This is a genomic window from Ruegeria sp. AL3, assembly GCF_056536065.1.
The window spans coordinates 3,051,187-3,074,610 of the sequence record NZ_JBQFJG010000001.1; the positions used below are offsets into that span (position 1 = coordinate 3,051,187).

The window sequence follows — 23,424 nt, forward strand, 5'->3', positions numbered from 1 at the left end:
CAAGCCCCGCTTCTGGCAGCGACCGACGCAAGCCGAACCGCCTTTGCAGCCAGCCTTGCTCATCTTATTGAACTTGGAATGATCGAAAGAAATCCCGGCCATGGGCACCCTCTACGTCCAGAATTTCGACTAACGCCATGCGGGACCGAGGCTGCCACGATCGCCAGCAAGATAATTACCACCGCCCGCTCTGAGGATGAAATCAGACTTCTGCGAAAATCCTGGACTGTGCCAGTTCTGGCGTTGGCAAGCACCCCTCATCGTTTCTCGGCCATCAAATCAGGTCTTTCGGTCATTACAGATCGGGCGTTGTCCTCATCCCTTCACCAGTTGGAAGCACAAAACTGGATCCGACGCGACATTCATACCGCCGAGAGGATGCCATTTCCAACCTATCAGGCCGTGAATACTGGAATGGCGATCAACAGGGCCGTTGGTTTAACACTGTAATTCAATGGCAGTCTGGTGCCGCGAACAGTGCCTTATCCGACTCAGAAGACCACCAGAAGGCTTGCCAGCGCTTGACATTCCATGGCGGAACCCTCATGTGCCCCACATCACAGCGCTGATGCGTGAGCCCAAGCGGACCTCGTCCGCCCCACAGCGCCAACTCATCATTCCAGTTCCCCATCACGCAGGGTTCTTGACGCGACGGCCGGATGGCGCAGGATACGCCTGCTCGTCCCGAGGTCTCGCACAACCCCTGCCGGTCGCCAACGCGCGACCCTTCATGACCTGTCCGCGGGCAAACGCTCCGGGCTGCAAAAGGATAGTTAATTGTTCGACTTTGATATGCTGGGCCTTGCCCCGGCACTGAACGAGGCACTCAAACGTGCCAATTTCACTCAACCCACCCCGATCCAGAACCAGGCGATTCCGCTTGCTCTGAATGGTCACGACATTCTGGGACTGGCGCAAACCGGCACCGGAAAGACCTTGGCTTTTGGCCTGCCTCTGATCGATCACCTTCTGGCCCAACCCGGCAAGCCCGACCCGAAAACCGCTAAATCGCTGATCCTGGCGCCCACCCGGGAACTTGTGAATCAAATCGCCGACAGCCTCCGCACCTTGACGAAAGGCACCAAGCTGCGTGTGGCCACCGTCGTCGGCGGCCAATCGATCAACAAGCAGATAATGTTCCTTTCCCGTGGCACCGATATTCTGGTCGCCACACCGGGCCGCCTGATAGATCTGATGGAGCGGGGCGCGGTAAACCTCGGAGCGGTACGCCATCTGGTGCTGGACGAAGCAGACCAGATGCTTGACCTGGGCTTTATCCATGCACTGCGAAAAATCGCTCCGGCACTGGGCACCCCACGCCAAACCATGTTGTTTTCGGCCACCATGCCGAAGCAGATGGAAGAGCTCAGCCGTGCTTACCTGACCAACCCGCAGCGGGTGCAGGTCTCGCCTCCGGGCAAAGCCGCCGACAAGATTACGCAGTCTCTGCACTTCGTTTCCAAGCCCGGGAAACCAGCCAAGCTGCGTGAAATCCTGTCAAAAGATGTGGACGCTCTGACACTGGTCTTTACCCGCACCAAACATGGCGCGGAACGGCTGATGAAAGGGCTTGTGGCCGATGGCTACAACGCCGCTTCCATCCACGGCAACAAAAGCCAGGGTCAGCGCGATCGTGCCATCAAGGCGTTTCGCGCGGGCGAAATCAACATACTGGTCGCCACCGACGTTGCCGCCCGGGGCATCGACATCCCGGGCGTCGCCTACGTGATCAACTTCGACTTGCCCGAGGTGCCTGACAACTACGTCCACCGTATCGGGCGCACCGCCCGCGCAGGGCGCGAGGGCGAAACCATCGCCTTCTGTTCACCGGAAGAAGTTGATCTGCTGCGCCAGATTCAAAAGCTGATGAAGATCGAGATTCCAGTTGCCAGTGGCGCGATGCCCGAAGCCGTGCAACCTGAAAAACCGGCGCGCCGCCCGAACAACCGTCGCCGGGGGTTCAAACCCAAGCCCGCCAACGGGGAAGGAAAACCCGCAGCAAACAAACGGCGTCGTCCACGCAGCAAACGTCCGGCGGCCTAAGATCGGAACACAAAAAAGCCAACGCCGGTTCAATGACCGGCGTTGGCGCAACACGATGAACGAAACCATTTTTCGTTCAGATCAATTCCCCGAATTCTGCTCTGCCTCAATCTCGCGCCATTTGGCGACATTGCGATTGTGCTCCTGCAAAGTTTCGGCAAATGCATGGCCACCCGTGCCATCGGCAACGAAGAACACGAAATCCGTGTCATCCGGCGCAACAGCAGCTTCAAGGCTGGCCAAGCCCGGATTGGCAATCGGCGTCGGCGGCAAACCGTCTATCTGATAGGTGTTCCACGGCGTTGGTCGGTTCAGCTCGCTGCGGCGCAGCCCGCGCCCCAACGTGCCTTGCCCTTTGGTGACGCCATAGATGACGGTCGGGTCCGTCTGCAACCGCATCCCCTGTTTCAGCCGGTTCACAAAAACACTGGCCACTTGCCCGCGCTCTTCCGGAACTCCGGTTTCCTTTTCGATGATCGACGCAAGGATCAGCATTTCTTCGGGACTTTGCAGCGGTAACCCGTCCTGACGGCTTTCCCAAACGGCGTTGATCCGCAATTGTTGCTTGTCCTGCATCGCCTGCAAAATGTCGTTACGGTCCTGGCCCGCCACAACATCGTAACTGTCAGGCGCCAGCATCCCTTCGGCCGGGATCTCGGTCACCTCACCTGTCAATGCGTCGAACGCCTTCAACGCCTGGACCACCTGCCACGAGGTCACACCTTCGGCCAGCGACACGCGGTAACGGGTGTCCGCCTCGTTGCGTTTCTCGGTATAGGCCTCAGGCACCTCTTCTTCCGACGGATCAAACGAGGCGATTTCGACGAAATCCAGGGTCGCAGGGTTCAACTCGCGCACACGGGTCTGAGCACGCGTCACACCGATACGATACTCAATCTCGGATCCACAGGTGCTGGCACCGCTGCTGGTAATTTTGTCGATGATCTGCTCCATCGACGCGCCTTCCCGCACAAGAAAGCTGCCGGCTTTCAACTGCTGCGCCCGATCCGTGTAATCGGCGGCCATCCGAAAGATCGTGGCACTGCGGATCGCGCCCTGCTCTTCCAGTTCCTGACTGACACGTGTCATGTTCGATCCGCTTCTGACCTGAAGACAGATTGCGGTTTCAAGCGGGCCTTCGGCCTTGTACTGGGTCTGACCCCAAAGGATCAGTCCTCCCATCAGAAACAGGCCGACCACCAGAATGGTCAGCGCGTTCGAAGCAATGGCCCGCCACATTTAGTTGACCTTTCCGAAGATCACGCTGGCATTGGTGCCGCCAAACCCGAACGAGTTCGACAGGGCCACGTTGATCTCGCGCTCACGCTTGGCGTTCGGGGCCAGATCAATCGGTGTCTCCACCGCGGGGTTGTCCAGGTTGATCGTCGGAGGTGCGACCTGATCGCGGATCGCCAGAATCGAGAAGATTGCCTCGATCGCCCCCGCTGCACCCAAAAGGTGACCGGTTGCCGATTTGGTCGACGTCATGGTGGCGTTCGCGGCGTGGTCTCCCAGCAGACGTTCGACCGCACCCAGTTCGATCGTATCCGCCATGGTCGAGGTGCCATGGGCGTTGATGTAGTCCAGGTCCTTCGGCTCCAGCCCCGCGCTGCGCAACGCGGCTTTCATCGAACGTTCTGCCCCGTCACCGTCCTCGGACGGTGCCGTGATGTGATATGCGTCGCCCGACATGCCATAGCCCAGCACCTCGGCGTAAATCTTCGCACCGCGGGCCTTCGCGTGTTCATACTCTTCCAGGATGACGATGCCCGCACCTTCGCCCATGACGAATCCGTCGCGGTCAACGTCATAGGGGCGGCTGGCCGCCTTTGGATTATCCGCATATTTGGTCGACAACGCCTTGCATGCGTTGAACCCGGCGATGCCGATCTCGCAGATGCAGCCTTCGCCGCCACCAGCGACCATGACGTCTGCGTCCCCTGCCCGAATGATACGGCTGGCGTCACCGATTGCATGGGCACCGGTGGAACACGCCGTCACGACCGAATGGTTCGGCCCCTTGAAGCCATGCCGGATCGACACCTGACCTGATGCCAGGTTGATCAGAGCACCCGGAATAAAGAACGGTGAAACCCGGCGCGGGCCTTTGTCGCGGATCAGATTGGCGGTATTCGCGATCGAACCCAACCCCCCGATGCCAGAACCGATCAGAACACCTGTTCGCAGGCGGTCCTCCTCATCTTCCGGCAACCAGTTCGCATCCTTGCACGCCATTTCAGCGGCTGCGATGGAATACAGGATAAAGTCCTCGATCTTGCGCTGCTCTTTCGGCGGCATCCAGTCATCGGGGTTGAAGGTCCCGTTGGTTCCGTCCCCGCGGGGCACCTCACAGGCGTAGGTCGTGGTGACACCACTGCCTTCCGCATCAAAATGCGTAATGGGACCAGCGCCGGACTCTCCGTCCAGCAGCCGCGACCAGGTTTCCTCGACCCCGCTGGCCAAAGGAGTGACCAATCCAAGACCGGTTACAACGACTCTGCGCATGAAGTGCCTCTTGCCTGCTTCCTGTTATGAGAACCGCTCTTACCCCGGCCCGGGGTCCGGGGGCAAGAGCAACGGCGATTTCATGCGGGCTTCCCACCGCCGGGTAACCGAAGCAGTACCGCTTTGGGTTACGGAAATCGGCGCCGCCCTTTCACGATTCCGGTTGAAAGGGCGAAGCGTATTTATTGGAACTGTGCCACCGGCTCATGCGCCGATTTTGCCATTTCCAGAGCATCCGTCAGGTCAAGTGTCTTGCGAAACAATGCACGCCCCACGATCGCACCCGAGATATTGGGAATATACGCCAGCCGCGAGATGTCATCCGCGGTACGTACAACCCCGCTTGCTATCACCGGGGTGCGCGACTGACTGGCGATCCCCGAGATCAAACCAAGTTGAGCTTCGACGTCCTCCATATCGCTGTCGATATCGGTCACCACGATAGCAGCAAACGGCGCCCCCTCGAACGCGTCGATAAACGCTTCGGGCGTGAATACGCTTTGGCTGCGCCAGCCATCCGTCATTACAAAACCTTGCCAGACATCGACCGACAGCACGATTTGATCCGGGTAGAGCGTGGCCAATTCCTTAACCAGCTTCGGCTCGCGCGCTGCCAGCGTCCCTATCACGACGCGACCGACGCCCTTGTCGATCCAGCGCTCGACCTGTTCGCGGGTCCGCATGCCACCTGCCAACTGAACCGGGATTTCGGCCGCGCGGATAATCTCTTCAATCAATTCGACGTTGGTATCTTTGCCCTCTATCGCATCGAAATCAGTCAGGTGCATCCATTCGGCACCCGCTTCGGCCCAGCTTCGCGCCGTTTCAACCGGGTTTACGTGCCAAATCATAGCGTTGTCCAAACGACCTTTGTCTAACGTGACACACCGGCCGTTCTGCAACTCCATAGTGGGGTATATCCTCATGAGCTCGGTCCTCCGCTCAATCGCTCTGAAAATCCCCGGCAGCATACACCTGGAACGCCCTCCCAATATCACCGGGATCGGCACAGTTTGGCCATTTTGCGGCATAGTGTCGAAGTGGCGGATTTACGCGAGCGCAGGTGGCCCGTTGCGCCGAAGCAAATGCACCGGGGTTTCATTATACACCCCTTCCCGCATCAATACATAGCCCAGCTTTTTGGCAAGCTTCTGCGACGAGGCGTTGGACGCATTCACCATCGCAACCAAAGGCCCGGGAATCACCCGGTCAAACCAGTCATGCGCTGCCTTGGCCGCCTCATACCCCAGGCCCTGCCCCTGCGCCTCGGGCGCCAGAACCCAACCCGCCTCGGGAAACCCGTCGAAATCCTCGCCCATCCGGCGGTTTCCGTAAAAGAAACCGGCCTGTCCGATCAGCTTTCGATCCGATTGTTGCAGCACACCCCATTGTCCAAACCCGGCCATGTGCCAATGCCCGGCATTGCGCAAAAAGGAATCCCATGCTTCTCCGCGCGATCGGGGTGAGCCGCCAATATGCTGAACGACGCACGGATCTCTCCAAATCTCGGCGAACCGGTCAAAGTCCTCCGGGCGCATGGCACACAGCGTCAAACGCGCGGTATTTATCATGGGAGTGGATCTTATCATGCCCTGTCCACTTTGAATTTTGCCTCAATGGAAACAGTGCGCATCCAAAAATGACCGCGCAAGCCTGAATTTTGAACAGGCATAAAAAAACGGCGCCTCCGTTGCCCGGAAGCGCCGCATTTGTTCAGAGGGAAACGCTTAGGACGCTTCGCTGATGAACTTTACGGCGTCGCCGAAGGTCTGGATGGTCTCGGCTGCGTCATCGGGGATTTCGATGCCGAACTCTTCTTCGAAGGCCATGACGAGTTCAACGGTGTCCAGGCTGTCTGCGCCCAGATCATCGATGAAGGACGCGTTTTCCGCGACTTTATCTTCTTCAACACCCAGGTGCTCAACAACGATCTTCTTTACGCGATCTGCGACGTCGCTCATGTCTATTCCTCATTCCTTTACAGGGCGGTCTGCCCGATTCTGCCCTTGCCCGCACGGGTTGGCTTTGATTTGCCCGTTTCGGGCGGTTTGGGTCCCGGCGAACCGGGAAGTCGAAGGCCGACCTGAACAACCGGCCCCGCATAGATGCGCCGCCTATAGCATAGTCGACGCAAGAGGCAAACGCTTTCGCGCTGCCCCTGTGGCGATCACAACATGGCCATGCCGCCGTTCACATGCAAGGTGCTTCCGGTAACATAACCCGCTTCGGGGCTGGCAAGATACAGTACAGCCGCTGCAATTTCTTCGGGTTCACCCATGCGACCCGCCGGAACCTTGAGCAACAGACCCTTTTTCTGTTCCTCGGTCAACTTCTCGGTCATTGCCGTGGTGATAAAACCCGGCGCCACGGCATTCACTGTAATTCCGCGCGTTGCCACTTCGTGAGCCAAAGCCTTGGAAAACCCTATCATCCCGGCTTTTGACGCAGCATAGTTGGCCTGCCCCGGGTTGCCAATCGCGGCAACCACGGACGAGACATTCACGATCCGGCCCCAGCGTGACTTCATCATGCCGCGGATCACACCTTTGCACAGTTTCATCGTCGAGGTCATGTTCACGTCAATAACGCTCTGCCATTCCTCATCGGACATGCGCATGAACAGGTTGTCGCGCGTGATACCCGCATTGTTCACCAGGATATCCACCGATCCCATCGCCTCGGCCGCTTGCTTTGGCAACGCTTCGACGGCCTCCGGATCGCTCAGATTGCAAGGCAACACATGCGCGCGTTCGCCCAGTTCGTCTGCCAGAGCCTGCAATGGCTCGACACGTGTACCGGACAATCCGACCGCTGCGCCAGCACCGTGCAACGCACGTGCAATGTCGCCTCCGATACCGCCCGAAGCACCGGTGATCAGCGCATTCTTACCTGTCAAATCAAACATTCGGTTTTCCTCTTGGTGCGTCGGCCACGACGCTTTTTGAGCTTACGATTCGGCCTGAATGGCCTTTTGTACATCTTCCGGTGTGCCCACTGCCTTGCCTGCAATGGCACGATCGATCTTGCGGATCATGCCGGACAACGCTTTGCCAGCACCGATTTCCCACGTTTCAGTCACGCCCTTCGCGGCCATGAACTGAACGCTTTCCCGCCAGCGAACCGAACCGGTCACCTGTTCCACCAGCAACTGACGTATCAGATCCGGATCACTGACGGCTTCGGCGCGCACATTGGCCACCAAAGGCACGGAAGGCGCCTTTATCTCGACGGCAGCAAGCGCTTCCGCCATGACATCTGCCGCAGGCTGCATCAGCGCACAGTGAAATGGAGCACTTACAGGCAACATAACAGCACGTTTTGCGCCTTTTTCCTTGGCAATCTCGGCGGCACGCTCGACAGCGGCCTTGGAACCGGACACAACGACCTGGGTTGGATCGTTGTCATTGGCAGCCTGACAGACCTGTCCCTGCGCGGCTTCTTCTGCAACGGCGCGCACCGCCTCCAGGTCCAATCCAAGAATGGCCGCCATTGCGCCCTCGCCCACCGGTACGGCACTTTGCATCGCAAGACCGCGGGTGCGCAGCAAGCGCGCGGTGTCCGCAACCGACAGAGCCCCCGCTGCCGCAAGGGCCGAGTATTCACCCAAGGAATGACCCGCCACGAAAGCCGCCTGACCAACCGAAACGCCTTCGGCTTCCAGCGCACGCATTGCCGCCATGGATGTCGCCATAAGAGCAGGCTGGGCGTTCTGAGTCAGCGTCAAATCGGCGATGTCGCCTTCCCAGATCAATCTGCTCAGCTTCTCTCCCAGTGCCTCGTCCACCTCATCGAAGACGGCCTGCGCCGCCGGATAAGCATCGGCCAGTGCTTTGCCCATACCGATGGTCTGGGCGCCCTGCCCCGGAAAAACGAACGCGAGTGTCATTGCAACCTCATGGATGATGTCAGGTTGCGGCGGGGTGTAAACTGACTGATCGTCTGGCACAAGCACTGCCTGTGTTCTGCATTCTGGCACCTTGGCTGTGCACAAGCGCTTACTTGTGCCGACTTCCGATAACCTTAACTTGGGCGCAGCACAGAATCTCGGAGCGTTGCACCCATGGCCTCGACCAATTCCTTCTCAAGCTACGGAAGTGTCGCAAAGACGTTTCACTGGCTCACCGCGTTGCTGATCTTCACGGCCCTGCCGCTCGGCTGGATCGCGGACAACCTGGCCCATGCTGTATTGCATGCCTCCACAGCCCCAAGCGAGGCCGAAATCGCACGCGCGGCGCGCATGTTTTCATTGCACAAAACCGTAGGCATCACCGTGTTCTTCGTTGCTTTGGCTCGGATAGTGTGGGCCTTCACGCAAACCAAGCCCGGCCTGCTGAATGCCGACAACAAGCCCGAGGCTTTTGCCGCCGAAACCGTCCACTGGCTTCTTTATGGGTCACTGATGCTTGTGCCACTGACCGGTTGGGTGCACCACGCCGCAACCGAAGGGTTTGCTCCAATCCTCTGGCCCTTCGGCCAAAATCTGCCTTTTGTAGCGAAATCAACCATTGTGGCCGAGGTGACAGGCGTTCTGCATTGGCTGTTCATGTGGACGCTCGTCGGCGCGCTGGTCCTGCATGTTGCCGGAGCGTTGAAGCATCACATCATAGACAAAGACAGCACGTTGCGCAGGATGTTGCCGGGTGGGTCAGATGCACCGGAGCCTCCGCACCAGCATCATTCCCTTGTGCCCGCCGTCGCCGCGGTGGCCGTTTGGGCGCTTGTCCTCACCGGCGGCTGGGTCTCTGGCGAATTTGCGCGTGAGGCCGACGATGATGACGCCGACGTCCAACTGGCCGAGGTGCAATCAGACTGGCAGGTTCAGAACGGCACCCTGTCCATCACGATTTCCCAATTGGGCAGCCCGGTCACCGGCTCGTTTTCCGACTGGACAGCCGCAATTGCTTTTGACGACCCTGCCGAGCCTGGCCCGGCCGGGTCCGTCGAGGTCACGATCGCAATAGGGTCTCTCAGCCTCGGAACCGTAACCGAACAGGCCATGGGTGCGGATTTCTTCAACAACGCCCAGTTTCCGACGGCCCGGTTCACGGCTGACATTTTCAAAACCGAAAGCGGATATGAGGCACGCGGACCACTGACAATCCGCGACAAGACGATCGATATCATACTCCCGTTTTCACTGGACCTTCAGGACGACACCGCGACCATGACGGGCTCGGTTGATCTGAACAGGTTGGATTTCGGCATCGGCGCATCGCAGCCCACCGAAGACTCGCTCGGCTTCATCGTCACCGTCGCTGTGGAACTCGCCGCGTCCCGCAGTCAGTAATGCCAAAAAATACCGCCGGTGACAGGATCACCGGCGGTTTTCGTGTTCGTTGTCTTGCGCTTATTCGGCTTTTTGCGCTTCGACCGAGATCTGCACCTGCACTTCGTCACTTACAAACGGTGCGAACTGGCCCAGATCAAATTCACTGCGGACAAGGGTCGTGGTGGCGTTGAAACCGGCCCATGGCTTGTTTGCCATCGGGTGGGTGTCAACCTTGTTCAGTTTGGCATCCAGAACAACGGATTTGGTCACGCCGTTCATGGTGAGGTCGCCGGTGATCTTGGCCGTGTCTTCACCGGTCACTTCGATACCCGTCGAGGTAAAGGTGATCAGATCGCCCTCGGTCGCACCAAAGAAATCCTCGGTCATGAAGTGATCTTCACGTGGCTTCCAACCGGTGAGCATCTCCAATACCGGCATCGACACGCTCACGCTGGAGGCGGCGGGATTTTCCTGATCGAACATGATCTCGCCCTCAAAGCCCGAGAACATGCCGGTTGTGGTTGAAAAGCCCAGGTGGTCATAGCTGAAGACAACCTGGCTGTGGCTCGGGTCCAGCACGTATTTCTCGGCGCTGGCGAATGCCGTGGTCGCCGATACGGCCAGTGCAGCAGCAAGAAGGGTGGATTTCATAACAATCTCCGCGTTTTTGTGAATGCAAACCGTCTGGGTTGCTCACAAACAAAATGTGCCGCCTGTCGGCGGCACACAACCTTTTTCGAGTCACAACATCTGTTCCTTTTTGAACAGAATAAAGTTCAGCCGAAAATTGTTACGCTCTTGCTCAGTTGCCCTTTCAACGCTCGGCTGACATCCGCCGATTCAAGGGGCAGCTTCATCAAAAGGCTCCCATCCACATCAAACAAGTGGACTTCGTTTTCTTCAAAACGCGCACCACCCAGCGATTCATAGCTGCGGCGCAGCACCGTCTGAGGGCGTCCGTCTTCGTTCTTTTGCAGAACACGGACTTCGCGGCGGATCGGATCGAAATAGGCATCCGGGCGCTGATCAAGTACTTCGATCGTCAGCAAACTGACACCGACGATCAGAAACAGCATGGATGCCACCATCTTGATCGGCCAGACATCTGCACCCACGATCGAACCCGGCATCAGCCACATCGAAAACGCCGAAAAGATCAGGAACGCTCCGACCAACCGCGCCAGGATCAAACGGGCCTTCCAGTTTGGCGCGAAGGCAATCATTACCGGCACCGAATGCTCAAAGCGCGAGCCTGCCGCCTCTTCCCGGTATGTGTTTGTATTGGTCGCGGTCATAACACTTCACCTTTTATCAGGTTACTGTCGATTTTCTGTTTGGTCCGGGTAACGTCCGGTATGCAAAACAACTTTGAGCCGAAAAGCGTCAGCATTTGGGCGGCCCAAAGGAAATTGGGCGGCGTCTCAAAGGCATATGTGGCGGGGCTTGCTCCTGCGGTTCAAACGTGTATACGGGGCCATCCTTCGCAATCAGATGAATCGCGCAGCCTCTCGTGGCAGGGTCGCGAAGGACCGGATGGCCCCGCCTATGAAATGCGCCTTGACATAAACAGGAGTGCACATGCCACTGTATGAGCATGTAATGATCGCGCGTCAGGATCTGTCCAACGCGCAGGCGGAAAGCCTCGTCGAACATTTCGGCACCGTTCTGGCTGACAACGGCGGCAAGCTGGTTGATAGCGAGTACTGGGGCGTCAAGACGATGGCCTACAAGATCAACAAGAACCGCAAGGGCCACTATGCCTTTCTGAAAACCGATGCCCCCTCGGGCGCGGTGCAGGAAATGGAACGCCTGATGCGCCTGCATGATGACGTCATGCGCGTTCTGACCATCAAGGTTGACGGTCACGAAGACGGCCCGTCGGTTCAGATGCAGAAGCGTGACGAACGTGGCGACCGCCGCGAGCGTCGTTGATCACCGCCTGAGGAAAGGACACTAAACCATGGCCGCAAAACCATTTTTCCGCCGCCGCAAGGTCTGCCCGTTCTCGGGTGAGAACGCGCCGAAAATCGACTACAAAGACACCCGTCTGCTGCAGCGCTACATCTCTGAGCGTGGCAAGATCGTACCTTCGCGCATCACCGCCGTTTCGGCGAAAAAGCAGCGTGAACTGGCCCGTGCTATCAAGCGCGCCCGCTTCCTCGCCCTGCTGCCCTACGCCGTGAAGTAAGGAGAGACTGACATGCAAGTTATCCTTCTGGAACGCGTTGCGAAACTGGGTCAGATGGGCGACGTCGTTGACGTCAAGCCCGGCTACGCCCGCAACTTCCTGCTGCCCCAGGGCAAAGCCCTGAGCGCGTCCGATGCCAACATCGCGTCGTTCGAAGCCCAGAAAGCGCAGCTTGAGGCCCGCAACCTGGAAACCAAGAAAGAAGCTGAAGCACTGGCTGAAAAGCTGGACGGACAGCAGTTCATCGTGATTCGCTCGGCATCGGATGCTGGCGCTCTGTACGGCTCGGTCACCCCGCGTGACGCCGCTGACGCCGCAACCGAAGCTGGTTTCACTGTCGACAAAAAGCAGGTTGTTCTGGTCAATCCGATCAAGGAACTGGGCCTGCACTCGGTTGCAGTCAAGCTGCACCCCGAAGTCGAAGTTGAAATCAAGATGAACGTGGCGCGTTCGGAAGAAGAAGCCGAGCTTCAGGCCTCGGGCAAATCGATCCAAGAACTGGCCGCCGAAGAAGAAGCAGCCGCTGAATTCGAGATCGCCGAACTGTTCGACGACATCGGCTCGGCCGCATCCGAGGACGAAGAGCTGGCTCCGGAAGCCTCTCCTGCCGAGGAAGACGAAGCCAAAGCCTGATCCGGCAAGGTTTCGAACACAACAAAGGCCGTGCTTCAGCGCGGCCTTTTTTCTTGTCTACGAGACAAACCAGCAAATTTCAGCCCAACTCCATCCATAATCTTGCAGCCAAATACTCAGGCCATATCATTACCACTCGAAACCCCGGAGAAACTCATGCCCCCGTTCACCCGTCGCAATCTCTTGGCACTCTTACTGACAGCCCCGTTGGTTGCCTGCGGTGCAGGAGAAGTCTCCAAGGCCGAAACATCACAGTTCAACCCTATGCTCTATCCAAACGAAACGCCGGAACTTCGCGCGTCGATCAACAAATGGGCGGACCATTACGAGCTTCCGCGAGAGCTTGTTCACAAGCTTGCCATTCGTGAAAGCACGCATCGCCCCTGGGCGGTCAACCGACCCTATTATGGACTGCTGCAAATCCTTCCAGCCACCGCGCGTTCCATGGGGTACACCGGAAACGCCAAAGGCTTGTTGGACGCGGACACCAACCTTGAATTTGCAGGGAAATACCTTCGCGGTGCCTGGCTTCTGTCTGATGGCAACCAGGATCGGGCGATATTTCTTTATGCCAAGGGCTTTTACCCCGAAGCCAAAGCGCGCGGATTGCTGGTGGAAACTGGGCTAAAACCCGCCAACTGACGGTGATTAGCGTCAGAAAGCTGCGTGAAATTAGCACTTTTTGCCGAATAGTGACAAAAATGTTCTATTGAGTGTCTCATTATTTGGAATTGCGCAGACAATTAGTACCTCGCCTTGTCATGTTTAGGAAATTATGGTGTTCTGGCTCGGTGAGGTAAACGGGTTCCACTCTGTGTTATATGCATGCTCGACGACACCATCGGGCTGTAAGATGGGCCGCAGCTGGTAGGCACCACATGGAAATTGTCGATCTGAGCACTCTGCCGGATTCAGAAGTTCGATACACCGAATTTCTAAGGCAAATCTGTGAGAAGCATGATATGGATCATGCTGCATATGCTGGCATGAACCCGGCTGCCGGTACGGTGGCAGGCTTTGTGACCTATGACGACGCCTGGAACAAGCACTACCAGAACCAGGGTCTGATCATGATTGACCCGACCATCCACATGGCCCGCCGCAGCATCGCGCCCGTGGATTGGAGCCGCCTCGAGCGCAGCCCCGATTTCCAACGTGTATTCCGGGATGCCCATGATTTTGGATTGCCGAACCAAGGCGTTACGATTCCCGTGCGCGGCCCCTATGGGGATATCGGCCTGCTGAGCGCAACGCGCAATTGCAGCAAAGAGGAATGGCGCAAGCTTTATACGCATGTCATCAGTGACTTGCAGTCGATGGCAGTACACATCCATGACAACGTGGTTTCATCAGACGAATTGACCAGCGCGCTGTATCATCCAACGCTCTCCAGACGTGAGACAGAGATATTGCAGTGGGTTGCAGCGGGGAAATCGCAACAGGATATCGGCGATATTCTGTCCATTTCGCACCGAACCGTAGAAGTGCACTTGCGTTCCAGCCGAGAAAAGCTTAGTGCGCTGACCACCCCTCAGGCCGTTGGCCGCGCGATTGCAATTGGGCTTATTACCCCAAGTTAAACAAAAAAATCGCCAAATTTCGCCAAAATACGGGAAACCCCCAATAGAAAATCTCCCCGGGCCCGGTAACTTCTAAATTACCGAACAACCACTCGAAGGGGGAAGAAATGATCATCGTGGTAGATGGCCTGAACAGACATATGTTCAGCGAAGTTCTTGACGAAATGTTCGAGCTGAGAGCACGTGTTTTTGGTGGGCGCCTGGGATGGGACGTCAACATTCAAGACGGAAAAGAAATCGACGAGTTCGATCAACTGGACCCGGCATATGTAATCGGACTCGACGATGAGGGGAATGTCGTCGCAGCCGTGCGTGCCCTCCAGACCACCGGACCACACATGTTGTCGGATGTCTTCTCGGCGATCCTTTGCGGCGAAGCACCTCTTCGCAGCGCAACCATGTGGGAATCCACCCGTTTCTGCGTAGACACCCAACGCCTCACGCGTGGCAAGGAAAAGAACTCAGTCTCCTACGCGACTTGCGAGTTGATGATCGGTTCTTTGGAATATGCGAAAAACGCAGGTATTCAGGACATCATCACTGTGATCGATCCGGTCATGGATCGGGTGCTGAAGCGTTCGAATTGCGCGCCTTATGACTATGTCGGCAAGACGGTTCCAATGGGCAAGGTTCACGCATTGGCTGCTTTGTTGGACTGCACCGAAGAACGTATCGCCGGTCTGCGTGAATTTGCGGACATTCACAATGACGTCTTCATGGACGACGAAGAAGCGCTGGCCCTGTTTGCCGCGAAGAAAGCCGCAGCCAAGAATCCTGCGAATCAGGATCACAAACCACTCACCGATCTAGAGAAGTACTTTGTGGAACAGATGAGCGCCGCAAAAACCGAAGCTGAACGGAAAGATGTCCTCAAGCTGATCGAAGCGCTTACGGATACCTTCACGCCAGAACAAAAAACCGCTCTTTTGGAAACCCCCCGTGCTTTTGCTCATGAGGCCTGACCCCCTCACCTCATAGATACAAAAGCCACCCATGCGGAGCCGTCTGATTGCAGGCGGCTCCGTTTTTTTGTCCCTTCTTCCGATGAAGGGAAGGAAGAGGATTACTCCTCTTCCAGTGCCTCAACGGCTTTCTTAAGGTCGTCTTTGCTGACTTCCTTGTCAGTGACCCGAGCCAGCTCCAAAACGTAGTCCACAACCTTGTCTTCAAAGATCGGCGCACGCAGCTGTTGTTGCATCTGTGCGTTCTGCTGAACGAACTCAAAGAACTGACGTTCCTGACCCGGGTACTGACGTGCCTGGTTCATGATTGCCTGTGTCATCTCAGCGTCGGTGACTTCAACCTCGGCCTTCTGGCCCAGTTCAGCCAGCAACAGGCCCAGGCGCACGCGGCGCTCGGCCAGCTTGGTGTGCTCGTCCGTGGGCTCGATCGGGTCATGATCGTGGCCTTCGACTTCTGGGTTTTCTTCGTGCCACAGTTGATGCGCAATCTGCTTGGCCTCGGCTTCAACCAGCGACGGCGGCAGATCGAACGACACCTTCTCGTCCAGCGCATCCAGCAAAGCGCGCTTGATCACGGCGCGAGATGCACCTGCATATTCAGCTTCCAGGCGCTCTGCGATCTGGCTTTTCAGGGCTTCAAGATCTTCGGCGCCGAATTTTTTGGCCAGTTCGTCGTTCACTTCCGCAGCAACCGGTTCTTTGACTTCCTTGATTGTACAGGTGAACACGGCGTCTTTTCCGGCCAGATGCTCAGCGCCGTACTCTTCAGGGAACGTAACGTTGACGTCCTTTACTTCTTCGGCTTTCACGCCAATCAGTTGATCTTCGAAGCCGGGGATGAAGCTGTTCGAGCCCAGAACCAGCGGGTAATCCTCTGCCGAACCACCTTCAAATTCTTCGCCGTCAACCTTGCCAACGAAATCGAACACGATCTGGTCGCCGTCCTTGGCTTTTGACCCCTTGCGGCGCGCTTTGAAGTCCTGAGCGGTTTCCGCCAGATTGTTTAGCGCCTCTTCGACGGCGGCGTCATCGGCCTTGACGATCAGCTTTTCCAACTCGACCGATTTCAGGTCAACTTCCGGGATCGCTGGTAGCGCCTCGTAGGACATGGCGACTTCCACGTCATCGCCTTCTTTCCAGTCCTCATTGGTCATCTTGACCTCGGGCTGAAGCGCGGGGCGATCACCGCTGTCTTCGAAATGCTTGTTCATGGCGCCGTCGATAGTTTCCTGCATCGCCTCGCCCAACAGGCGCTGGCCAAACTGCTTTTTCAGCAGCGCCATTGGCACCTTGCCTTTGCGGAAACCTTTCATTTCGATTTCCGGCTGCGCCTCGGTCAGCTTTTCATTGACCTTCTCGTCCAGCTCGGCTGCTGACACAACGATGTTGTAGCCACGTTTCAGACCTTCGTTCAGCGTCTCGGTAACCTGCATTTTGGTAGTCCCCATAGGATTCGGGGCGCGCAAAAAGGGCGCGCCGGGCAAATTTGAAGCCTTCTATTTGCCCAGCCGCCCACGTGCAAGGGGCAAAGGCTGAATCCAGTGGTATTTGATCGCCAAAACCGCAAAAAAGAACGCCCTGGAAACCGGGGCGTTCGCGCTTGTTCCAGCCGGGCAATCAGAACTTCCAGCGTGCGCCCAGAACCCATGCCTCGTTGTTGTCAAAGGATGTGCCGTCATCGAAATCGTGGTTGCGGTATTTCAGATAGACATCCGTGTTGATCGGTTCGACTTTCTGCACGACCGCGATACCCCAGGCTTTGGTGTCAGAACCGTTGCTCTGGAAATCCGAGCCATCATAGTAATCGATACCGACGCCAGTCTTGCCCCAGGACACCCAGTTGCCTTCGTACGAGATCTTACCGTACCAATAGTTCGGATCCGTGGCACCGGCCTGATCATCGTCGCGCGTACCGCCCGCAATCGTAAAGCCCAGGCCACTGGGAAGCAGGACAGAAGCAGAACCGATCGTATCTTTGCGATCCCCCGAATTGTTATCCCGGTCTCTTACCGAATAGGCAACGGCTGCAGCGAACTCCACACCACCGGCAAAAGTGTTTTCGTAAAACAGACCGACGTCATAATAGTCGTCGTCGTCGCTGCTGGACAAAATGTTCTGACCGTAAGCGAATCCGGCGGAGAACCCATTGAACGACGGCGTATCATACCGCACACGACCACGCCGCGCGCCGTCAAAGTTGCTGGAACTGTCACCCACCGTAATACCGCTCAGCATTCCGGTCGTGTCGCGATAGAAGAACCCTGCATTTTCATCGTTGGTAAACGAATACAGCGCGGTTCCGACATATGACAGATCAACCTCTGCGGCGCCATCGGCGACCATGCTGCCCTGACCTGCCGAAAACTTGCCGTAGCCACCTTTCAACGAGAAGTCCACATGGCGAATGTCTTCGCGATTCCATCCATCTGCGTTGGTTCCGAATTGATCGGCAGACGCCGAACCCGGCAGGCCAAGGCCTGTTTCGAACCAAAACTGGAATTCGTTGCTTCCATATGGCTGCACAAGACGCAGGCCAACACGGCTGTTTGACAGATCGTTGTCGAGAACACGGGTCTCGGTATCCTGTCCGTCATCCACCGAGATCAAGGCGGGGTGCAGCTGTCCATACAACAGTACATATCCGCCACTATTGTTTTCGTACTTCATTTCCGCCACAGCCGGGATGGCGGTCGTCGCAGTCAGAACAGCGGCTATTGATATCGGTTTGATGTTAAGGGTCATTTCACTCACCATGAAAGGTTCGGGTTTCAGGTACTGTCCAATTGTTTACGAAATGCGGGCGTTCCAGTGGCCCGCATTCACTCCCTCGCAAGCATTGCAAATTCGCAACATGGCATATCGAAAAATTGGTTATTTTTCATTTTATTTCATACGGTTACGAATCCATTCGAAGATCCAAAGCACAGTGTGCAAATAAATTGTGACGTCCAGCTATGCATCTGGCAAACATTCGGTCTGCATTGATGTGAACCTTGACGGCGGATTTCCGCCGACTCGCCGTGAATTGAGCCGTTCCACGCCCAACAAACTCAAATATTCAACTTTCTGAAAACCTCCGGCACCTGTTCCGGCAAATCTTCCGCGATCAAACCCGGCCCGAACTGGCGCGCACATTCCACATGCAGCCACGCCGCAGTTTCCGCCGACCGCATTGGTGGCAAACCTCGCGCCAACAAACCTGCGATGAACCCTGCCAGCACATCACCGGACCCGGCCGTCGCCAACCATGGGGCCGCTCTTTCGTATACGGCCAAGTTGACCACGCACCGGCCATCCGGCACAGCGATCACCGTGTCCGGGCCCTTGAACAGAACTACGCACCCAGCCCGTTTTGCAGCAGCACGCGTTGCGTCCACCTTGGAAAACGCCGGGCCTTTGGCCGGTTGCGCGTTCATCTGCGCGGCAATGTCCGGGAATACCCGTGCAAATTCCCCGCCATGCGGTGTCAGTACGCATTTGTCGTGCAATCGCGCGATCAGGGCGCCGGGATCCTCGGCAAAAGCTGACAAAGCATCCGCATCCAACACGGTCGCCCGCCGTGCAGCTAGGACAATCGACACGAGCGCCCGCGCCCGCTCGAATCCCAGCGCAGGCCCCAGGCAGAGCGCATTCAGGCGCGTATCCTCAAGTATTTCAGACAATCCATCAGCCCCATCAACCCGCTGCAACATAAGGGCCGTGATCTGGCTGGCAACCTCCATCTGCGCAGACGGCGGCACACCCAGCGTCACCAACCCCGCTCCAACCCGCAAAGCCCCCCGCGCCGCCAAACGCGCGGCCCCTGTTTTGCCCGCCCCCCCGGACAGGATCAAAGCATGACCGTGTGAGTATTTGTGGCCAACCGAAACTTTCGAAAGCTTCACCCTGTCAGCCTCGGTCGTGTGAACGATCTGACCGTCTTCCAGTGGTTCAAGCCCGATCGACTTGGTTCGGACCGTCCCGCAGGTCACCGGACCATCGCCCAGAACATGCCCAAGCTTTTTACTGTGAAACGTCACCGTCATGTCTGCAACTATCGCCTGACCAAGAATGCGACCACTGTCGGCGCACAAGCCGCTTGGCGCGTCAATTGAAACGACCTTTACGCCTAGATCTCGCAGCAGGTCTCTGACCGGCGCATTGGCCAACATGGAAAACGCCCCGTCAAATGGCCGGGTGAGACCCGTGCCAAAAGCCCCGTCGACAACCAGATCAATGCTCTTTGGAAACCCAAGAAAATCGTCCGCCAACGGGGCGGAGTCGACAGCGAAGACGCGAACCTCGTTCTTTGCCCGCCATCTCTCATAATTCACCCGCGCATCCGGTGGCAGCTTTTGCGGGTCTCCATACAGGAACACCTCAACCGCCCACCCCTGCTTCTGCAAAAGCCGCGCCACGACAAACCCGTCACCCCCATTGTTGCCCGGTCCGCACAGCACCACTGCGCGCAGCGGATCCTCTTCATCTGGCCCTAAATATCCCGGGGAGCGCGAGGGGCTGGCCCCTCGCCTGTCCAACATGGGCCATTCTTCGAAAATCGCGTCAACAACACCCTGGCCGGCCCGCTCCATCAGTTCCAGACCGGTCACGTCACCAGACTTGATGGCGGCCTGCTCAATGGCCCGCATCTGTGCCGCTGTCAGCAATTCCATCCTTTCACCCCGCGCCTGATTCAGTTTTGATTACTTTTTGTGCAAGTCGCTCAAAAATTAGCACCCAACCGTTTTTCCAAGCATCCCGACCTGCACGATATCGCAATCACATTGCCGCCCGATCTTAGACGTGATCACTGCCCCTGAGACAACCATTCAAGGTGAACCGGGATGAAAAAGATCGAAGCGATCATCAAGCCGTTCAAACTGGACGAAGTAAAAGAGGCCTTGCAGGATGTGGGCGTCCAGGGCCTCAGCGTCATCGAGGTCAAAGGCTTCGGTCGCCAGAAAGGCCATACCGAACTGTATCGCGGCGCCGAGTATGTCGTCGATTTTCTGCCCAAGGTTAAAGTCGAGGTCGTATTGGACGACGACCAGGTCGACGCCGCGATCGAAGCCATCGTGTCGGCCGCCAAAACCGACAAGATCGGAGACGGCAAGATTTTCGTCTCGCCCGTCGACCAGGCCATTCGCATCCGGACCGGTGAGACCGGCTCGGAAGCGCTCTAACTCACACGATTACTGACACATCTATCAAAAGGACAAAGGGAATGAGCGTAGACGCAGTTCTCAATACAATCCGCGAAGAAGACGTCGCCTATGTCGACATCCGCTTCACCGACGTGCGCGGCAAGCTGCAACACGTCACGGTGGACGTCGATCTGGTCGACGAAGACTTCCTGGAAGAAGGCTTCATGTTTGACGGCTCGTCCATTGCAGGCTGGAAGTCGATCGAAAACTCGGACATGAAACTGATCGCCGACACGACCTCGGCTTACATCGACCCGTTCTATGCCGAGAAGACACTGTGTCTGCACTGCTCGATCGTTGAGCCCGACACCGGTGAAGCCTATGGCCGCGACCCGCGCGGAACCGCGCAGAAAGCCGAAGCCTACCTGAAGTCCAGCGGTATCGGTGACGTTGCCTATATGGGTCCCGAAGCTGAATTCTTCCTGTTCGATGACGTTCGTTTTTCCAACAGCATCAACAAGGTATCCTTCGAAGTTGATGCAACGGATGCGTCGTGGAACACCGACACCGAATATGAGATGGGCAACATGGGCCATCGCCCGGGCGTCAAGGGCGGTTACTTCCCGGTCAACCCCATCGACGAAGCCCAGGACCTGCGCTCGGAAATGCTGTCGACCATGAAACGTCTGGGCATGAAGGTCGACAAGCACCACCACGAGGTTGCATCCTGTCAGCACGAGCTGGGCCTGATCTTCGACAGCCTGACCAAGCAGGCCGACGAGCTGCAAAAATACAAGTACGTCATCCACAACGTGGCACACGCCTACGGCAAGTCGGCCACTTTCATGCCCAAGCCGATCGCGGGTGACAACGGCACCGGCATGCATGTGAACATGTCGATCTGGAAAGATGGCAAGCCGCTGTTCGCCGGCGACAAGTATGCCGACCTGTCGGACGAGGCGCTGTACTTCATCGGCGGCATTCTGAAACACGCCAAGACCCTGAACGCCTTCACCAACCCGGCAACCAACAGCTACAAGCGTCTGATCCCAGGTTTCGAAGCCCCCGTTCTGCGGGCCTATTCCGCACGTAACCGTTCGGGTTGTGTGCGTATCCCATGGACTGAAAGCCCCAAAGCCAAACGTGTCGAGGCGCGCTTCCCCGATCCGGCCGCCAACCCCTATCTGGCGTTTGCCGCCCTGCTCATGGCTGGTCTTGATGGCATCAAGAACAAGATCAACCCCGGCGAGGCGATGGACAAGAACCTGTACGACTTGCCCGCCGAGGAACTGGCCGACATCCCGACCGTCTGCGGCAGCCTGCGTGAGGCTCTGGAGGCTCTGGCATCCGATCACGACTTCCTGCTTCAGGGCGATGTGTTCACCAAAGACCAGATTGACGGCTACATCGCGCTCAAGATGGAAGAGGTGGAAACCTACGAGCACACGCCGCACCCGGTGGAGTACGGCATGTACTACAGCTGCTAAGCTGAGTACGGAAACGATTTCGCAGGGCGCCCCTTCGGGCGCCCTCGTCATGTCTGCCCACACGGTTTGACGCGCCGCCGTTGATCCAACAGACTGGTGAGAACACTCCCGACCGGAGACGACAGTATGCCTTGCGATACCTCACCTTTCTCGAAATTCTCAAACCTTGTGACATCCGAACAGGAGCTGAGGAGGATCTCTGGCCATCCGCTGCCGCAGATCACCGCCAAGGAGGTGTCCTCTCTCGATCAGATGTGTCGCGATTTCATTGCGACCTCGCCATTTTGCCTGATCGCTTCGGCCAACACCGACGGGCATCTTGATGTGTCACCCCGTGGCGACCCGCCCGGCTTTGTTCAGGTGCTGTCCGATACCCTGATCGCAGTCCCGGATCGGCCGGGAAACAAACGCGTGGATACGTTTCACAATGTTCTCAAGGATCCGCGCGTCAGCGTCCTGTTCTTTGTTCCGGGCAAGATGGAAACGCTCCGCATTCGCGGCACAGCCCGTATCTGTGCTGACACCCGTTTGCTTGAAACCATGGCCATTGACGGGCACCCGCCCAAACTGGCGCTGCTCATCCATGTCGCGACAGCATTTGCACACTGTCCCAAATGTGTAATCCGCGCACATCTGTGGCAACCCAAAGACTGGCCGGATTCGACCCATCTGCCAAATATGAATGCGATGATGGTGAAACACGCCCGCATCAATGCCACTCCAGAGGAATGGTTCGAAACGCTCAGAAAAAAGGGCGAGCTGGACCTTTATTAACCGCTTTGCCCAAGACGCAGCCCACGCTAGGCTAACCGCAGATTTCAATTCCATCGGATTACGCCCATGTTTCGACTTGCCACCATTCTTGCCCTTTCCCTGACGTCCCCGGTTCTGGCCGCACCCTGTGGCAACACCAGCGCTGGATTTGAGGCATGGAAGGCCGATTTTGCCAAACAGGCACGCAAGGCGGGGGTGAAAAAGAAAGGTCTGCAAGCGCTGTCCCAGACACAATATGCCACGCGCACCATCGCCGCAGACCGCAATCAAAAAAGCTTCAAATACTCGCTGGACAAATTCATGCGTGTCCGAGGCGCCGATACTATTGTCGCACAGGGGCGCAAACGCAAAGCCGCCAATCCGAACTATTATGCCGCCTTTGAGCGGCAATATGGTGTTCCTGCGGGCGTTTTGATCGCCATTCACGGCATGGAAACCGGCTTTGGCAATTTCATGGGCGACAGTCAGGTTGTTTCCGCAATCACAACATTGGCCTATGATTGTCGCCGGTCAGAGTTCTTTATTCCCCACGCAATTGGGGCACTGAAACTGGTCGACATGGGCAGTATCACAATGTCGACAAAAGGGGCAAAACATGGCGAACTGGGCCACACGCAATTCCTGCCAGGCAACGCCCTGACCTATGGTGTCGATGCTACGGGCGACCGGCGCGTGGACTTCTACAACATGACGGATGCATTGGCCTCAACCGCCAATTTCCTTCGCCAGAAAGGGTGGAAACCGGGACGCGGCTATCAACCCGGAGAACCAAATTTTCGCGTCTTGCAGCAGTGGAATGCAGCCTCTGTCTATCAGCAATCCATCGCAATAATGGCTGCCCGAATCGACAATTAGCCCCG

25 protein-coding genes are annotated in these 23,424 nt (G+C 57.1%); 13 read left to right on the forward strand and 12 right to left on the reverse strand.

Annotated features, from left to right (window positions below; all coding sequences use genetic code 11):
- Nucleotides 1-78: 78 nt before the first annotated feature.
- Together ACR3E6_RS15445 and ACR3E6_RS15450 are read left to right on the forward strand one after the other, a co-directional pair.
- Nucleotides 79-450 (forward strand): winged helix-turn-helix transcriptional regulator, encoded by a 372-nt coding sequence (locus ACR3E6_RS15445; protein ID WP_348539713.1) that lies wholly within the window; start codon nucleotides 79-81, stop codon nucleotides 448-450.
- Between the two features lie 327 nt (nucleotides 451-777).
- The gene (locus ACR3E6_RS15450; RefSeq protein ID WP_480487913.1) at nucleotides 778-2,043 is read left to right on the forward strand and encodes a DEAD/DEAH box helicase; all 1,266 of its coding nucleotides are present in this window, start codon (nucleotides 778-780) and stop codon (nucleotides 2,041-2,043) included.
- An 81-nt stretch (nucleotides 2,044-2,124) separates the two neighbouring features.
- Here the strand turns inward: ACR3E6_RS15450 and mltG are convergent, their stop codons facing one another.
- The 7 genes from mltG to fabD form a co-directional block, all read right to left on the reverse strand.
- On the reverse strand, nucleotides 2,125-3,282 hold the full coding sequence (mltG, locus tag ACR3E6_RS15455; RefSeq protein WP_480487915.1) for an endolytic transglycosylase MltG: 1,158 nt from the start codon (nucleotides 3,280-3,282) through the stop codon (nucleotides 2,125-2,127).
- The gene (gene fabF, locus ACR3E6_RS15460; protein ID WP_171631648.1) at nucleotides 3,283-4,548 is read right to left on the reverse strand and encodes a beta-ketoacyl-ACP synthase II; all 1,266 of its coding nucleotides are present in this window, start codon (nucleotides 4,546-4,548) and stop codon (nucleotides 3,283-3,285) included.
- Between the two features lie 182 nt (nucleotides 4,549-4,730).
- Entirely contained in the window at nucleotides 4,731-5,474 is a 744-nt protein-coding gene (locus ACR3E6_RS15465; protein WP_171631644.1) for a 1-(5-phosphoribosyl)-5-[(5-phosphoribosylamino)methylideneamino]imidazole-4-carboxamide isomerase, read from the reverse strand.
- Between the two features lie 123 nt (nucleotides 5,475-5,597).
- Nucleotides 5,598-6,137: a GNAT family N-acetyltransferase gene (locus ACR3E6_RS15470; RefSeq protein WP_171631641.1), complete on the reverse strand. Its 540-nt coding sequence runs from the start codon at nucleotides 6,135-6,137 to the stop codon at nucleotides 5,598-5,600.
- Between the two features lie 138 nt (nucleotides 6,138-6,275).
- Nucleotides 6,276-6,509 (reverse strand): acyl carrier protein, encoded by a 234-nt coding sequence (locus ACR3E6_RS15475; protein ID WP_008756330.1) that lies wholly within the window; start codon nucleotides 6,507-6,509, stop codon nucleotides 6,276-6,278.
- A 206-nt stretch (nucleotides 6,510-6,715) separates the two neighbouring features.
- Nucleotides 6,716-7,453 carry a 3-oxoacyl-[acyl-carrier-protein] reductase gene (fabG, locus tag ACR3E6_RS15480; RefSeq protein WP_152458330.1) on the reverse strand — a complete coding sequence of 246 codons (738 nt, stop codon included), beginning with the start codon at nucleotides 7,451-7,453 and terminating at the stop codon, nucleotides 6,716-6,718.
- Nucleotides 7,454-7,495: 42 nt separating this feature from the next.
- Complete coding sequence (gene fabD / locus ACR3E6_RS15485) at nucleotides 7,496-8,434, reverse strand: ACP S-malonyltransferase (protein ID WP_480487917.1); 939 nt, start codon at nucleotides 8,432-8,434, stop codon at nucleotides 7,496-7,498.
- 174 nt (nucleotides 8,435-8,608) lie between these two features.
- Between fabD and ACR3E6_RS15490 the strand changes: the two genes are divergently transcribed.
- Nucleotides 8,609-9,835, forward strand: coding sequence for a cytochrome b/b6 domain-containing protein (locus tag ACR3E6_RS15490; protein WP_480487919.1), 1,227 nt, complete (start codon nucleotides 8,609-8,611; stop codon nucleotides 9,833-9,835).
- Between the two features lie 60 nt (nucleotides 9,836-9,895).
- Here ACR3E6_RS15490 and ACR3E6_RS15495 read toward each other — a convergent pair whose 3' ends face one another.
- Both ACR3E6_RS15495 and ACR3E6_RS15500 read right to left on the reverse strand, forming a co-directional pair.
- Nucleotides 9,896-10,468 (reverse strand): YceI family protein, encoded by a 573-nt coding sequence (locus tag ACR3E6_RS15495; protein WP_171631627.1) that lies wholly within the window; start codon nucleotides 10,466-10,468, stop codon nucleotides 9,896-9,898.
- A gap of 125 nt (nucleotides 10,469-10,593) precedes the next feature.
- Nucleotides 10,594-11,112 carry a hypothetical protein gene (locus tag ACR3E6_RS15500; RefSeq protein WP_171167615.1) on the reverse strand — a complete coding sequence of 173 codons (519 nt, stop codon included), beginning with the start codon at nucleotides 11,110-11,112 and terminating at the stop codon, nucleotides 10,594-10,596.
- A gap of 283 nt (nucleotides 11,113-11,395) precedes the next feature.
- Between ACR3E6_RS15500 and rpsF the strand changes: the two genes are divergently transcribed.
- The 6 genes from rpsF (at nucleotide 11,396) to ACR3E6_RS15530 (ending at nucleotide 15,180) form a co-directional block, all read left to right on the forward strand.
- A complete protein-coding gene (gene rpsF, locus ACR3E6_RS15505; RefSeq protein WP_152458335.1) occupies nucleotides 11,396-11,749 on the forward strand; it encodes a 30S ribosomal protein S6 in 354 nt (117 codons plus the stop codon).
- A 28-nt stretch (nucleotides 11,750-11,777) separates the two neighbouring features.
- A complete protein-coding gene (rpsR, locus tag ACR3E6_RS15510) occupies nucleotides 11,778-12,005 on the forward strand; it encodes a 30S ribosomal protein S18 (RefSeq protein WP_005608650.1) in 228 nt (75 codons plus the stop codon).
- 12 nt (nucleotides 12,006-12,017) lie between these two features.
- On the forward strand, nucleotides 12,018-12,638 hold the full coding sequence (gene rplI / locus ACR3E6_RS15515; protein WP_480487922.1) for a 50S ribosomal protein L9: 621 nt from the start codon (nucleotides 12,018-12,020) through the stop codon (nucleotides 12,636-12,638).
- A gap of 156 nt (nucleotides 12,639-12,794) precedes the next feature.
- Nucleotides 12,795-13,280 carry a lytic transglycosylase domain-containing protein gene (locus tag ACR3E6_RS15520; RefSeq protein WP_171723044.1) on the forward strand — a complete coding sequence of 162 codons (486 nt, stop codon included), beginning with the start codon at nucleotides 12,795-12,797 and terminating at the stop codon, nucleotides 13,278-13,280.
- A gap of 236 nt (nucleotides 13,281-13,516) precedes the next feature.
- Nucleotides 13,517-14,218, forward strand: a complete 702-nt coding sequence (locus ACR3E6_RS15525) for an autoinducer binding domain-containing protein (RefSeq protein WP_171631615.1) — start codon at nucleotides 13,517-13,519, stop codon at nucleotides 14,216-14,218.
- Between the two features lie 107 nt (nucleotides 14,219-14,325).
- Nucleotides 14,326-15,180, forward strand: coding sequence for an acyl-homoserine-lactone synthase (locus ACR3E6_RS15530; RefSeq protein WP_171631612.1), 855 nt, complete (start codon nucleotides 14,326-14,328; stop codon nucleotides 15,178-15,180).
- A 101-nt stretch (nucleotides 15,181-15,281) separates the two neighbouring features.
- Here ACR3E6_RS15530 and tig read toward each other — a convergent pair whose 3' ends face one another.
- The 3 genes from tig to ACR3E6_RS15545 all read right to left on the reverse strand — a co-directional run bounded on the left by tig (nucleotide 15,282) and on the right by ACR3E6_RS15545 (nucleotide 19,832).
- Entirely contained in the window at nucleotides 15,282-16,613 is a 1,332-nt protein-coding gene (gene tig / locus ACR3E6_RS15535) for a trigger factor (protein WP_480487925.1), read from the reverse strand.
- 184 nt (nucleotides 16,614-16,797) lie between these two features.
- Entirely contained in the window at nucleotides 16,798-17,922 is a 1,125-nt protein-coding gene (locus tag ACR3E6_RS15540) for a porin (RefSeq protein WP_171631603.1), read from the reverse strand.
- A 308-nt stretch (nucleotides 17,923-18,230) separates the two neighbouring features.
- Nucleotides 18,231-19,832 (reverse strand): NAD(P)H-hydrate dehydratase, encoded by a 1,602-nt coding sequence (locus ACR3E6_RS15545; protein ID WP_480487927.1) that lies wholly within the window; start codon nucleotides 19,830-19,832, stop codon nucleotides 18,231-18,233.
- A 171-nt stretch (nucleotides 19,833-20,003) separates the two neighbouring features.
- On the opposite strand from ACR3E6_RS15545, the gene ACR3E6_RS15550 reads away from it, so the two are divergent.
- The 4 genes from ACR3E6_RS15550 (at nucleotide 20,004) to ACR3E6_RS15565 (ending at nucleotide 23,419) form a co-directional block, all read left to right on the forward strand.
- On the forward strand, nucleotides 20,004-20,342 hold the full coding sequence (locus tag ACR3E6_RS15550) for a P-II family nitrogen regulator (protein WP_152458342.1): 339 nt from the start codon (nucleotides 20,004-20,006) through the stop codon (nucleotides 20,340-20,342).
- 41 nt (nucleotides 20,343-20,383) lie between these two features.
- Nucleotides 20,384-21,790: a type I glutamate--ammonia ligase gene (gene glnA, locus ACR3E6_RS15555; protein WP_171631589.1), complete on the forward strand. Its 1,407-nt coding sequence runs from the start codon at nucleotides 20,384-20,386 to the stop codon at nucleotides 21,788-21,790.
- A gap of 126 nt (nucleotides 21,791-21,916) precedes the next feature.
- Nucleotides 21,917-22,564, forward strand: coding sequence for an MSMEG_1061 family FMN-dependent PPOX-type flavoprotein (locus ACR3E6_RS15560; RefSeq protein WP_171723041.1), 648 nt, complete (start codon nucleotides 21,917-21,919; stop codon nucleotides 22,562-22,564).
- A 66-nt stretch (nucleotides 22,565-22,630) separates the two neighbouring features.
- A complete protein-coding gene (locus tag ACR3E6_RS15565) occupies nucleotides 22,631-23,419 on the forward strand; it encodes a lytic murein transglycosylase (RefSeq protein ID WP_171631486.1) in 789 nt (262 codons plus the stop codon).
- The last annotated feature ends 5 nt before the right edge of the window (nucleotides 23,420-23,424 follow it).

Bases quoted from the DNA above. Each gene is read 5' to 3' on its own strand.
- ACR3E6_RS15520 (WP_171723044.1), top strand. From the start codon at position 12,795: ATGCCCCCGTTCACCCGTCGCAATCTCTTGGCACTCTTACTGACAGCC.
- rplI (WP_480487922.1), top strand. From the start codon at position 12,018: ATGCAAGTTATCCTTCTGGAACGCGTTGCGAAACTGGGTCAGATGGGC.
- ACR3E6_RS15475 (WP_008756330.1), bottom strand. From the start codon at position 6,509: ATGAGCGACGTCGCAGATCGCGTAAAGAAGATCGTTGTTGAGCACCTG.
- ACR3E6_RS15495 (WP_171631627.1), bottom strand. From the start codon at position 10,468: ATGAAATCCACCCTTCTTGCTGCTGCACTGGCCGTATCGGCGACCACG.
- ACR3E6_RS15465 (WP_171631644.1), bottom strand. From the start codon at position 5,474: ATGAGGATATACCCCACTATGGAGTTGCAGAACGGCCGGTGTGTCACG.
- ACR3E6_RS15550 (WP_152458342.1), top strand. From the start codon at position 20,004: ATGAAAAAGATCGAAGCGATCATCAAGCCGTTCAAACTGGACGAAGTA.
- rpsR (WP_005608650.1), top strand. From the start codon at position 11,778: ATGGCCGCAAAACCATTTTTCCGCCGCCGCAAGGTCTGCCCGTTCTCG.
- ACR3E6_RS15540 (WP_171631603.1), bottom strand. From the start codon at position 17,922: ATGACCCTTAACATCAAACCGATATCAATAGCCGCTGTTCTGACTGCG.
- ACR3E6_RS15545 (WP_480487927.1), bottom strand. From the start codon at position 19,832: ATGGAATTGCTGACAGCGGCACAGATGCGGGCCATTGAGCAGGCCGCC.
- ACR3E6_RS15560 (WP_171723041.1), top strand. From the start codon at position 21,917: ATGCCTTGCGATACCTCACCTTTCTCGAAATTCTCAAACCTTGTGACA.
- fabG (WP_152458330.1), bottom strand. From the start codon at position 7,453: ATGTTTGATTTGACAGGTAAGAATGCGCTGATCACCGGTGCTTCGGGC.
- mltG (WP_480487915.1), bottom strand. From the start codon at position 3,282: ATGTGGCGGGCCATTGCTTCGAACGCGCTGACCATTCTGGTGGTCGGC.
- ACR3E6_RS15565 (WP_171631486.1), top strand. From the start codon at position 22,631: ATGTTTCGACTTGCCACCATTCTTGCCCTTTCCCTGACGTCCCCGGTT.
- ACR3E6_RS15500 (WP_171167615.1), bottom strand. From the start codon at position 11,112: ATGACCGCGACCAATACAAACACATACCGGGAAGAGGCGGCAGGCTCG.
- glnA (WP_171631589.1), top strand. From the start codon at position 20,384: ATGAGCGTAGACGCAGTTCTCAATACAATCCGCGAAGAAGACGTCGCC.
- rpsF (WP_152458335.1), top strand. From the start codon at position 11,396: ATGCCACTGTATGAGCATGTAATGATCGCGCGTCAGGATCTGTCCAAC.
- ACR3E6_RS15530 (WP_171631612.1), top strand. From the start codon at position 14,326: ATGATCATCGTGGTAGATGGCCTGAACAGACATATGTTCAGCGAAGTT.
- ACR3E6_RS15525 (WP_171631615.1), top strand. From the start codon at position 13,517: ATGGAAATTGTCGATCTGAGCACTCTGCCGGATTCAGAAGTTCGATAC.
- fabF (WP_171631648.1), bottom strand. From the start codon at position 4,548: ATGCGCAGAGTCGTTGTAACCGGTCTTGGATTGGTCACTCCTTTGGCC.
- ACR3E6_RS15470 (WP_171631641.1), bottom strand. From the start codon at position 6,137: ATGATAAGATCCACTCCCATGATAAATACCGCGCGTTTGACGCTGTGT.
- ACR3E6_RS15445 (WP_348539713.1), top strand. From the start codon at position 79: ATGATCGAAAGAAATCCCGGCCATGGGCACCCTCTACGTCCAGAATTT.
- tig (WP_480487925.1), bottom strand. From the start codon at position 16,613: ATGCAGGTTACCGAGACGCTGAACGAAGGTCTGAAACGTGGCTACAAC.
- fabD (WP_480487917.1), bottom strand. From the start codon at position 8,434: ATGACACTCGCGTTCGTTTTTCCGGGGCAGGGCGCCCAGACCATCGGT.
- ACR3E6_RS15490 (WP_480487919.1), top strand. From the start codon at position 8,609: ATGGCCTCGACCAATTCCTTCTCAAGCTACGGAAGTGTCGCAAAGACG.